This window comes from Myxococcales bacterium (assembly GCA_016703425.1).
Classification (GTDB): domain Bacteria; phylum Myxococcota_A; class Polyangia; order Polyangiales; family Polyangiaceae; genus JADJCA01.
Genome location: JADJCA010000002.1, coordinates 1,171,840 through 1,182,516 on the forward strand (window position 1 = coordinate 1,171,840; position 10,677 = coordinate 1,182,516).

Here is a 10,677-nt window from a genome sequence, read left to right on the forward strand (position 1 = left end):
GGTGCTAAAAAAGGCCGGGCGCCCCGACGCGGCCCCCTCACTTAGCCAGTCGCGCGCGCATCGCTACGTCTTACGCTTCGAGTCCCATGAACGACGCGGACACGGTCGACTTCGCGCTCATTGGCGCCGGCATCATGAGCGCCACGTTGGGAACGCTCCTTCGTAAGGTCGAGCCCACGGCGGGCATCGCCATCTTCGAGCGACAGAGTGGCGCCGCTGCCGAGAGCTCCGACGCCTGGAACAACGCCGGCACGGGCCACGCTGGCTATTGCGAGCTCAATTACACGCCGCGCAAGGGCGACGGCTCAATCGACTGCACGAAGGCGCTTCAGATCGCCTCGCAATACGAGACGAGCCTCGAGCTATGGCGCTCGCTGGTGGCCACCGGCGCCCTTCCGCCGGCAGAGTCGTTCTTACGGTCGATTCCGCACGTCAGCTTCGTCTGGGGTGACGCTGACGTCGCCTTCTTGAAGGCGCGCCACGCGGGCCTTCGCGGCAACGCAGCCTTCGCCGACATGGAGCTGTCGGAGGCTCCCGCGCGCATCGCCGAATGGGCGCCGCTCGTGATGGAAGGCCGCACGCGCGGGGCACCGGTCGCCGCCACGCGCGTGGCCCACGGGACCGACGTCAATTTCGGCGCACTCGCGCGCAGCATGGTGACGACGCTCGCCGCCCACCCATGCACCTCGCTGCACCTGTCGCACGAGGTCACCGCGCTCTACCGCGACGGCGCGCATTGGGCCCTCGAGGTTCGCGATCGCACGACCGGCGAAGGGCGCACCGTGCACGCGAACTTCGTCTTCATCGGCGCCGGGGGTTACTCGCTCTCGCTGCTCGAGAAGAGCGGCATTCCCGAGGCGAAGGGTTACGGCGCGTTCCCCGTCAGCGGGCAGTGGCTACGGTGCAAGAATCGCGACGTCATCGCGCGCCACCACGCGAAGGTCTACGGCCGCGCCGCGGAAGGCACGCCGCCGATGTCCGTCCCGCACCTGGACGCGCGATGGATCAACGGCGAGCCCGAGCTGCTCTTTGGGCCCTACGCGGGCTTCACGACGAAATTCCTCAAAGAAGGTTCGTGGCTCGATCTGCTCAAGTCCATCGGCGTCCACAACGCCGGGGCCGTCATGAGCGCGGGCCTCGAGAACCACGACCTCACGCGGTACCTCATCGGCCAGGCGATGCTCTCCGTCGATGAACGCGTCGCGCTCCTGCAACGCTACTACCCGACTGCAGCGCCCGACGACTGGGAGGTGCAGGTCGCTGGCCTTCGCGTTCAGATCATCAAGGCCGACGGCCGCGGCGGCGGCGAGCTAAAATTCGGCACCGAGGTCGTCACGAGCGCCGACGGCTCTTTGGCCGCGCTGCTCGGTGCATCGCCGGGCGCGTCGACGGCGGCGGCGATCATGCTCGAGCTCTGCGCGCGGTGTTTCCCAGAACGCTTCGCGAGCGCCCCTTGGCAGAAGAGCCTCGGCGAGCTCTTTCCTTCGCGGCACGCGCGAGCCGCGAAGCCATCGGCAGATTGAACATGGGCGGTCCAACTTGCGCAGCCGTGCCGTGGCGGGGGCTCGTTTTGCGAGAACGCCAAACCGCGCAGGCGGCGAACACGGCGCGACGAAGTGCCGTATGCGGCAACGGCGGCGCAACGGCGCGACGCTGATCCGAAGGGTTGCGGCGTAAGGACGCGGGCACGACGGGTGCCTCTACTCTCAAGACCGAAGCCGCGCGATGGCCTGCGGCTCGGAGAACCTCCTGATGAAGATCGCTCGAGCCGCCTTTGCACATGCCCTCGGCGCCGCCGCTTTCGTAGCCGCGCTGGCCGGTCCACTCGCGCGGGAGGCTCATGCCCAAACGAGCTCGCCGTACTCGGACGTCAAGAAGCTCGGCATTGCGCAGAGCAAGACGAAGGGCGGCGCGGCTCACTTCGGTCACCTGCTAGCGCTCCCCGGCGTGAGCGCGAACGCGGAACACGTCCGAGAGATCGAAGGGCACGCAAACGCCGTCGCGTTCTTCTTCGAGGCATCGAAACCGTCCCGCCAAGCGAGCGTCATCGAAGCGCTCGGGCCAAAGGTCGCTGGGATGGTGTTCGTCAACGACGTATTCATGAACGCCGACGGTGCGAGCAGAACGCCCACGGCGATCGCCAAGAACCTGGCCGCGCTCAAAGCGCGCCTTGGCCCGAAGCTTGAGGCCGGCGCCATCCCCTACCTCGCCTTCGACGAACCGATGTGGCTCCGTCAGATGGGCGTCTGCGCGAGCGCAGGCCACACGGGCGGCGCCCTGGCAGACTGCAAGGAGAACGGGCCGCGTCCCGAGGTCGTCGCCGAGATGCGCCCTAAACTCGAAGCGTGGATCGACCAGCTCCGCGGCATCAGCACGCAGAAGCTCGCCATCGTCGTGATCGAGGCGCATCCGATGATCCGCGATGCCCTCGAGCTGCCCGTCAACGCCGACGTCTATGGGTACGACTGCTACGAAGACTTCGAGCAATGCAGCCGCGACCGCCGCAACCCGAAGGTCGCCTACTCGAATCGCCAGCTATGGAACGGGCTGAAGGCCCGCATCGAGGACTTCAACAAGCGCTTCGGCGGGCACCGCCGAATGGCCCTCACCGTTCCCACCACCAGGGTGTTCTCGCGAGCGAACGTCCGCGCGGAGACGGGGATGTCGGGCAGCGCGCAGCTCGTCCTCGACCGGCAACTCGCGGCGCCGACCGAACGTCCCGACGCCGCGTCGGCGGCGCTCGCGAAACGTCACCTCGATGAGTTTGCGAGCGATCCGATGACGCTCGTCATCGGGAATTTCATGTGGAACGCCGGCCAAGGGGGCGACGCCATGTGGCTCGGCGCGCGCGCTTTGCCGGAGACGCGAGCCCTTCTTGAGCAGACGGGACGGCGCATCCTCGGCCGAAGCGGCGGGGCCAACGCGACCGCCGGCGCTCCGATCGTCGACTTCGTCGTGCAGAGCGGCGCCATCGCAAAGCGCACGGGAGCTATTTGGACTTGGTCCAGCACCAACGCGACGACGTGCAAGTCGTTGTCCGATGCGAGCCTGCCTCCGCTGGCGCCCAACGGCGCTCTTTATCGTGGGCCCGACGCCGCGCCCACGAGGCTCAGCTACACGATCGCTTGCACGGGGCCCGGAGGCACGACCAAGGCAACGGTGAACTACGCGTCAACACGATAGCGGCGCGCCGCTCCAGGGCGCGGGGTCAGGGCGCGGGAACGGGGTAGATCTCGCCGGTCCAAAGCTCGTTGCCTTGGAAGTCGACGACGCGAGCCTGATACCGCGTGCCCATCTGGAGGCGGCTCGGGTGACCGAGCTGCTTGGTGATCGGTGCAAACACGGGCTGCGTGTACTGTACAGATTTCGTCCAGGTGTCGACCTTGACGGTGACGACCTTCGTCGTGTTGTTCACGGTGGTGCGGACGCTGGTGCTGAGCGCCGGGAACTGCTTGGTGTACGTGAGTTCGAGGCCCATGTAGCAGGCGCGCCCGTCGGGCATGCGAATGCCGCATCCGGGCCGCCAATCAAGCTCGGCCGAGACAGGCGCGAAGTGATGTTTCGCCGTGAGCGCGCCTTCGGCGTCGCTCGTCTCCTCGCTCGTCTCATCGTCGCCGACGCTGGGATCGCCGGAGCAACCGACGGCAAACGGGGACACGGCAACGAGCGCGGCAAGGACGGCGAATCGCATGGGGAAACCTCAGTTGGCGCCTATGTAGCACCAGGTAAGCCCTTGGCGAGCGGAGATCCGCTTTCGGCCCCGTCCGTCGCGGATCACCGCTGCCGCTGAAGGAACGCGACGTCCGCCAGATCTTGCGGGCGGCCCGCCGCGAGCTTGTTTGCGATGAGGTCGTCGCGGGCGATGACAGGACACGCGACGCCGCCAAGGTCGTGGACTTCGCGCCTTGGCCACGCCGCCGCGAACCCAACTCCACTGATCTCGGTCAAGAGCTCGATGCGAAAGGGAGGCTGCCCCATCCGGTAGCCGAAGCCGGGCCGGCTCAGATCGGCCTCCGTCAAGTCGGCCAGAGGCGCCCCAAACGCGCGGAGCGCCGCGATGACCTTGGCGGCGTTCTCGGTCGATGCCTCGATCCAAAGGTCGAAGTCCTTCGTGGCCCTTGGCCGACCAAAGAGACCAACAGCGTGGCCCCCAACGAGCAAGTACTTCGCGTCAGCGCCGTTCAAGGCGGTAAGCAGATCGAGGAAGTCGGGACTCCACGCTGCCGCCATCGGATCCTCCGTACTGAGCCACGCTTAGCTCCCACACGAGCGCGAGGCGCTCGACCGGCGTGAATGCCGCCCACTCACGCTCGGCGTCGACTTCGAGGCGCGCGAGCGCGTCGGGGCCGCGGAAGACCTGACCTTGCCAAGTCTCTTGCCGTGCTCGCCGCCGCGCGGCCGCGTCGTCCATTGGGGAAAGGTAGCCGAAAGGCGGGCGAGCCGCACGCTCTGGGCTGCGGCAATCCGTTCCTCGAACTGTCTGGCAGCGGCCGCCGGTATCGGAACCGGTTGGCGCGCGCGCCTTCATCGAAACCGGTAGACCGTGCGATCCGTGTCAGCGTGAACCTGCTCGGCGCCGAGCGCCGTCAAGAGCGCGTGGCGGCGCGCGCCTAAGACGTCAGCCGCTTGTCCCCGGCGGCCGGCGGCTAGCTCGAGGGCCGCGCGATGGCCCACGAAATACCGGTAGTTTCCGTCGTGAAGCGCCGCGCGCATGACGCGCTGCTCATCCAAAGACCACGCACCTTCGCCGCCTTCGAGGTCCACCAGGGCGCGATGCAACGGGGCGTCGACGAACGACTTCTCGCGCACCGGCAGCCGCGACTGCCGCGCGATGGACACGGGCCGCCGATGGTGGAGCTGCTCCCACTGGCCGAGCACGTGATCCGTGAAGACGGCGACAGCGCCCGGCTCGTCGCGCATGACATCGAAGATCGGAGGCAGGCGCGGAACGACGGCCATGGGCAAGGCGACTGACTTCGTCTCGGCGTTGACCCAAAGGGCGAGGCCCAGCGCAAGGGCGAAGATCGGACGCCCCGCGGCAGCACGACGGCGGAGCAGATGAAACGCCCCAAGCGACGCCAGCGCAGCGAGCGCGACTTGTGAAAGGAGCAGGAAGCGCACGGGCATGCCACCGCGGCCAAAAAGCGGCACGACGTGTTTGAAGAAGAGGTACGGCAAGGGCACGGTGAAGGTGGCTGGCGCGTCCCAAGCCGTGATCGGTAAGGCGACGGCGATGAGGGTCACGAGCACCACGCCCACGCGAACATCCCTCGCGTAGGGCTTCGCCGCGAGCGACTTGCTCAAGAACGCGAAAGCGACGAGCGGTACGAGCGCGAGCTGCGCGGGGAGCAAGTGAATTCCCCCGACGTGCAAGTGCGTGCCGAGCGACAACACGGCGAAACAGGCCGCGATGCGCCACCAGACGCCAACGTCGGCGAGACGCGCGCGAATCGCGACGACGGAAAGGAAGACGGCGCCGGCGCCCAAGAAGAGACCGCCCTCGGGCTCGTTGAGGATGCCGTTCTGAAGCTTCGAGAGCGGCCGGGCGATGCCCGACGGAAGGACCGACTGCCAGAGCGAGAGGCCGTCAGGCATGACGAGCAAGATGGGATCGGCCGGGTAGTCGCTGTCGCCGTGGTGAAGCGGAAGCGCCGCCGGACGAAGGTGCATCAGCAGCGGCAACACGGCCGGCAGGCACGCGACGGCCGCCAGCGCACCGATCCAAAGACTCCGACGCACCTCTTCGTGCTTGAGAAGGTCGCGCGAGACGAGCGGCCCCGTGCGCCAGACGCGAAGGGCGACCCACGAGACCGACAAGAGCGCCAGGTAGTAGACGTAGTAGAAGTCGCAGAGCGCCACGTAGCCGGCGCTGAGCGCGGCACCGACGAGGTCGCGACGCCGCCCCGTCTCGAGGGTGCGAAAGAAGAAGAAGAGGTAGAGCGGCAGGCCTTCGAGCGAGGCCAGGTTCATGTGCGCGACGGCGTGGCACAGGTGGTAGCGCGAGAAGTTGAAGATCGACGCGCCCACGAAGGCCGCCAAGGCCGCCTCCGTATGGCGAGCCCCTTGCCGTCGCAAGACGTCGGCGAAGAGCCAGAAGCTGGTCATGCCCGTCAGGATGAACGTCGAAAAGATGACAAGGTTGTAGGCCGCCGCCGCACCGACCCACGGCACGAGCACGAGCCCCCAGAGGCTCTTCGCCGGCGAGAGCGTGTGCCAATAGAGCTCGGCGCCGAGCGGCCAATGGAGACCGTCGGCGAAGAACGGACTTTTCCCAGCGAGGACGGCGGAGCGCACCCAATCGAGGTGCCAGACGTTCATCCACGGATCTTCGTGCGCGCCCCCGGCGAGGTGCGTGCGCCAACGCGCCGCCATCGGCCAGGTGTGCACCACCGCGAGCAGCACCGTGGCCACGAAGGCCGCCGCCTGCGTGCCGCAGCGAACCTTGAAGTTGGCGCGCGGGCCGGCATCCACCGGCGGCTCCGGCTGGCGCGGCTCTCGCTCGGTTGAGCGCGTCATGGCTCGCCGCTTATAGCGCCCGACGCGGAAGGGGCGCGAGCTTTCCATGCGGACTCGGGTGGCCGTAACCCGAGCCCGCCCTAACCCTCGCCGTGGGCCTCGCCCTCCGAACCCTTGCTCGTTGACGAGCGACGCCCCGGCAATCCCCTGATAGAGTCCCCCTCCCCATGGCGGCGGACTCGCGCGAAGCGCCGAAGGCACCCGGGTTCGACTACACGGGCATCCCGAACGGCTATTACGACCGGATCCTCAGAGACGGTCACCCGATTCGTCGCCTGTGGCACGTCTCGAAGTTCGAGCGCGTGCTCGACTACCTCCCCGCGGAAGAGGGCGGCGCCATCCTCGACGTCGGGTGTTTCGCCGGCTCCTTCCTGTCGATGGTCCCCCGGTACCGCTTCGAGCGTCAGGTCGGCGTCGACATCCTCAGCGAGCAAGTCGAATACGCCAACCGGCACCACGGGAGCCCGTTCCGCTCGTTCCACTACCGCCCCTCGGTCCTCGAGCTCGGCGACATCGGCGAGCCCTTCGATTGCGTGACGCTCATCGAGGTCATCGAGCACTTGCCGGCGCACGAGATCCAAACGTTGTTCGATCACTTCCGCCGCATGATCAAGCCCGGCGGGCGCCTCGTGCTCACGACGCCCAACTACGCGAGCACCTGGCCGCTGCTCGAGCTGATGCTCAATCGGTTTTCCGAAGTCAGCTACGAGGAGCAACACATCACGCGCTTCACGTTCTTCGACTTCGAGAAGAAGCTCGCGAGCATTTGCCCCTCCGTGTGGAGCGATTTTTCCCTCGAGCTAAAGACCACGACGCACTTTTTGACGCCGTTTTTGGCGAGCCTCTCCTACGAGATCGCCCGCGGCCTCTCGCGCGTCGTGCCGCACCGCAGTTGGCGCCAGCCCTTCGGCAACCTCTTGCTCGCCGTCTTTCGCCGCGCCGATTGAAGCGCGCTTAGGGATTCGGTGCCGGCAACGGCGGCACGGGCCCGTCGAAGCGCCGCCTCGGCGGCCCGATGCGCCAGAGGCCCTCTTGCTTGTCGACGAGCTCGGCCGGCACATCCCACGCCGCGTAGGGCCACTTGAAGCGGCCGTCGCGCGGGAACACGGCAAAGATCGGTCGCTGTTCGTCGTTCCACTCGTCGATGAGCTTTCGGAAGTTCTCCCAACCGTTGGCCTCGACGAGGTCGATGTAACGAACGTCACGCCCCACTCGCAGCGAGAGCACGTTGGTGAGGTCGGGCTCCCAGCCCACGATGGCGAAGCGGTCGGGCGTCTGGTCGCCGATGCGGCGAATGCGCCGGTCGACGTCATGGGTGATGAACCCCAAAATGGTCGTGTCGACCCCCAACGTTACGCCCACGCTGAGACCCGCGGCGATGGCGCTCGCGAAGGTCGCAGCGCGGGCGAGCCGCGCACCACCGCGCAGGCGAGCCCCGACCGTCAATAGAACAGCGACGGCGGCGAACGCCAAGGTGACGCGGAGCTCGACGTAGCGCCGCCAAAACGGCGAATCGTCGAGGCTCGAGGCGAAGAGTACGACCGTGCCCACCGCGACGACGACGCCAAGCGCGATCGCGGAGCGACGCCACGGCAGCTCGCGGAGGCTATGAACGGCGAGGACCGCCAAGAGCGGAACCGCCGGCAGCGCGTAGCGGAGAAAGAGGAAGGGCGTGCCGAACTTGTCGCCGCCGGGGAAGCGCGCGAAGAGGCCGAGGTATCCATAGAGCGCCACCGCCGGGAGGAGCACGATGAAACGGCGAGCCGCGGTGCCATCGCGCGAGAAGCCGCCGGCGAGCGCCAGGGCGAGCACCGGCGAGTGCTGAAGCAAGGACTTGAGCGTGCGTCCCCACTGCACGTTGCCGAAACCGTCGGGGGGGCGCACGTAGCCGATGTCGACGCCCGAGAGGTCGACGGTGAAGCCGTAGCTGATTTCGAGAATCTGACGGACGCGCTCGCTCATGAGCGAGGGCGGCGCGAGCGCGAGCGCCGCAAGCCCCAGGATGAGCGCCAACGCGCGGGGGCTGCGGAGCGAGAAGAAGACGCCGATCGCCACGACGCCGAACCACGGCAACGCGGGGCGCGCGAAGGTCAGGAGATCGCCGGCGCCAAAGCCCTCCTTGGCGATGAGCCCTTCGCAGAGGCGCCAGATGCACGGCCCGTAGCTAAGGGGGTTCATGGTGCCGAAGCGCATGCGGTTCAGAAGACCGAGCAAGGCCAGGACGGCGGCGAACGGCACGAGCGCGGCGGCGAGCCTTAGCCAACCGAGCTGCGTGGGCGCGGTCGCCCTGAGGAATCCGAGCGCGCCGGCGCGGGCTCGGGGCGCCGGCCGAAGGTCGGCGATCAAGAGGCCGCCCATGAGCATCAGCATCATCGGGAAGCCAAGGAGGTGCGTAGCCACGGCGAGACCGCCGGCGAGGCCGCACAGCGCGGCCCGGACGAGCGTGCGCCGGAAGACGCGCGTCTCGATGGACCGAACCGCCGCGAGCGAAGCGAGCGTCACCACGAGGACGAAGAGCGGCTGCGCCAAGGTCTCGAAGGACGCGATCCAAAGGGGCGCGCCCAACACGACGAGGACGCTGGCGGCGGCAGCGGCGAGGCCGTCGCGCGCCACACGACGCGCGAGCGCGAACGTCGCGATGGCAACCGCGCCGATGAGGAGCACGTTGAACTTGAAGACGAACATCAAGCCGCCAAGCGCCGCGGCCGGCGCCGCCAGGTAGGGGAAGAGCGGCGGGTATTGGCCCCACAGGCGCGCGCCGTTCGGGACGTTGAACGGCGCGCTCACCTCGGGGTAGCGGCTGAAGTCGCCGTTCAGGGTGTAGGGCAACCCGTAGCGGCGAACGCCGTCGATCATTTCGGCGTAGGTGCGGTTGTCAGGTCCCCAGATGGACTTCCACGGGAGCCAAATGGCCACGACGACGACGAAAGCGAGCAGCGCCATGAGCACCAGCCGCCCGAGCCGCTCGTGCCGTCTGGCTCTGAGGAGGTCCACGATCAGACCCACCCGCAGAGGTGCGGCGCGTGCTGGCCCATGTAGCCGCAGAGGTCGACGTTCCAGTAGTGCCACGTCGTGAAGGCGACCCAAGCCGCGAGGGCCACGGGCCGGCGCTTCAAGACGACCGCCATGGAGAAGAACAAGGGCACGATGACGAACCAGTAGCGATTCATGCCGGCATAAGCGAGGCCCGCGGAGCCGACGACCGAGATGCCCAACGTGAGCGCTAGGACGAAGAACCAATAGACGCGGTCGGTGAGCGCGAAGCGCTTCATGGCCTCACGGAAGCCGAGGCCCAACCAGACGAGGCCCATCAGCAAGAAGACGCCCTCGTGGAGCCGATCGCGACCGATGCCCATGGCCCAGATCATGCGCCCGCGGTCGGGCCAGACGGCGTCGAGGAGCGAGACGCCGTGGGCGTAGGCCTGCTGATGCGCGTGCACGTAGAGGAGCGGATCTTTGTACTTTGCATAGAAATACGCGAAGAGCGCTAGCTGGCCCCAACCGGCGAAGAGGCCGCCGACGAAGAGGCGCGCGAAGCGCCCGCTGAGGGAGCCTTTGGCCCGCGCGTAGTGGACCAAGAGCATGATCGCGTAAGCGAGCCCGATGGCGCCGCCGCTGACGCGCATGGCGCCGGCGCTGCCGGCCACGAGGGCGCCGGTGAGGAGCCAGCCGCGTTTGTAGAGCACGTAGGCGCCGAGCTCCGCCGCCAAGACCAGCGGCTCGGTCTGCATCGTGACCAGCGTGAAGCCCGTCGTGAAGGTCGAGAGCAGGATGAGCGTCAGGTACGCGGTGCCCGTGCCGAGCGCGTCGCGAATCTCCTTCGAGGTCGCGAGGTAGAGGAAGATGAGGCTGGCGAAGAGCGACACGCCCAAGAGCGCGTAGTCGACGGGCGCGCCCGTTGCGCGCATGACGAGGCTCGCGATGAAGGGATAGCCGGGGTAGAAGTTGAAGCCGCAGTGGACCAGCATCGGCGGCAAGCTCACGCCGCGCAGATCGCCCGGCGGACAGTGCTGGTAGCCCCGGAGCGCGAAGGCCGCGTAGTGCTGCGAGTCCCAGCGGGCCGGGAGCAGGCGATTCCACGCTGCCGGCGCGCGAACACCGATGACCGGTTGGTCTGCCGGATGAAACGCCGGCACGGTCTTCGGCTCGGCGTTGAAGGGG

8 protein-coding genes are annotated in these 10,677 nt (G+C 67.8%); 3 read left to right on the forward strand and 5 right to left on the reverse strand.

From position 1 onward, the window contains the following. The first annotated feature begins 86 nt into the window (after positions 1-86). Positions 87-1,523, forward strand: coding sequence for a malate dehydrogenase (quinone) (gene mqo / locus IPG50_11410; protein ID MBK6692801.1), 1,437 nt, complete (start codon positions 87-89; stop codon positions 1,521-1,523). Between the two features lie 229 nt (positions 1,524-1,752). Continuing rightward, positions 1,753-3,183 carry a hypothetical protein gene (locus IPG50_11415; GenBank protein MBK6692802.1) on the forward strand — a complete coding sequence of 477 codons (1,431 nt, stop codon included), beginning with the start codon at positions 1,753-1,755 and terminating at the stop codon, positions 3,181-3,183. Between the two features lie 25 nt (positions 3,184-3,208). Here IPG50_11415 and IPG50_11420 read toward each other — a convergent pair whose 3' ends face one another. From IPG50_11420 to IPG50_11430, 3 genes are all read right to left on the reverse strand, one after another. Beyond that, positions 3,209-3,691, reverse strand: coding sequence for a hypothetical protein (locus IPG50_11420; GenBank protein ID MBK6692803.1), 483 nt, complete (start codon positions 3,689-3,691; stop codon positions 3,209-3,211). 83 nt (positions 3,692-3,774) lie between these two features. Next, entirely contained in the window at positions 3,775-4,230 is a 456-nt protein-coding gene (locus IPG50_11425; protein MBK6692804.1) for a nucleotidyl transferase AbiEii/AbiGii toxin family protein, read from the reverse strand. Between the two features lie 294 nt (positions 4,231-4,524). Continuing rightward, positions 4,525-6,516 (reverse strand): hypothetical protein, encoded by a 1,992-nt coding sequence (locus IPG50_11430; GenBank protein ID MBK6692805.1) that lies wholly within the window; start codon positions 6,514-6,516, stop codon positions 4,525-4,527. Between the two features lie 167 nt (positions 6,517-6,683). Here IPG50_11430 and IPG50_11435 point away from each other — a divergent pair, with 167 nt between their 5' ends. Then, a complete protein-coding gene (locus IPG50_11435) occupies positions 6,684-7,463 on the forward strand; it encodes a class I SAM-dependent methyltransferase (GenBank protein MBK6692806.1) in 780 nt (259 codons plus the stop codon). 7 nt (positions 7,464-7,470) lie between these two features. Here the strand turns inward: IPG50_11435 and IPG50_11440 are convergent, their stop codons facing one another. Together IPG50_11440 and IPG50_11445 are read right to left on the reverse strand one after the other, a co-directional pair. Then, a complete protein-coding gene (locus IPG50_11440; GenBank protein MBK6692807.1) occupies positions 7,471-9,510 on the reverse strand; it encodes a hypothetical protein in 2,040 nt (679 codons plus the stop codon). 2 nt (positions 9,511-9,512) lie between these two features. After that, positions 9,513-10,677 (reverse strand): hypothetical protein (locus IPG50_11445; GenBank protein ID MBK6692808.1); only part of this gene is annotated, 1,165 nt, incomplete at its 5' end.

Bases quoted from the DNA above. Each gene is read 5' to 3' on its own strand.
- mqo (MBK6692801.1), top strand. From the start codon at position 87: ATGAACGACGCGGACACGGTCGACTTCGCGCTCATTGGCGCCGGCATC.
- IPG50_11415 (MBK6692802.1), top strand. From the start codon at position 1,753: ATGAAGATCGCTCGAGCCGCCTTTGCACATGCCCTCGGCGCCGCCGCT.
- IPG50_11420 (MBK6692803.1), bottom strand. From the start codon at position 3,691: ATGCGATTCGCCGTCCTTGCCGCGCTCGTTGCCGTGTCCCCGTTTGCC.
- IPG50_11425 (MBK6692804.1), bottom strand. From the start codon at position 4,230: ATGGCGGCAGCGTGGAGTCCCGACTTCCTCGATCTGCTTACCGCCTTG.
- IPG50_11430 (MBK6692805.1), bottom strand. From the start codon at position 6,516: ATGACGCGCTCAACCGAGCGAGAGCCGCGCCAGCCGGAGCCGCCGGTG.
- IPG50_11435 (MBK6692806.1), top strand. From the start codon at position 6,684: ATGGCGGCGGACTCGCGCGAAGCGCCGAAGGCACCCGGGTTCGACTAC.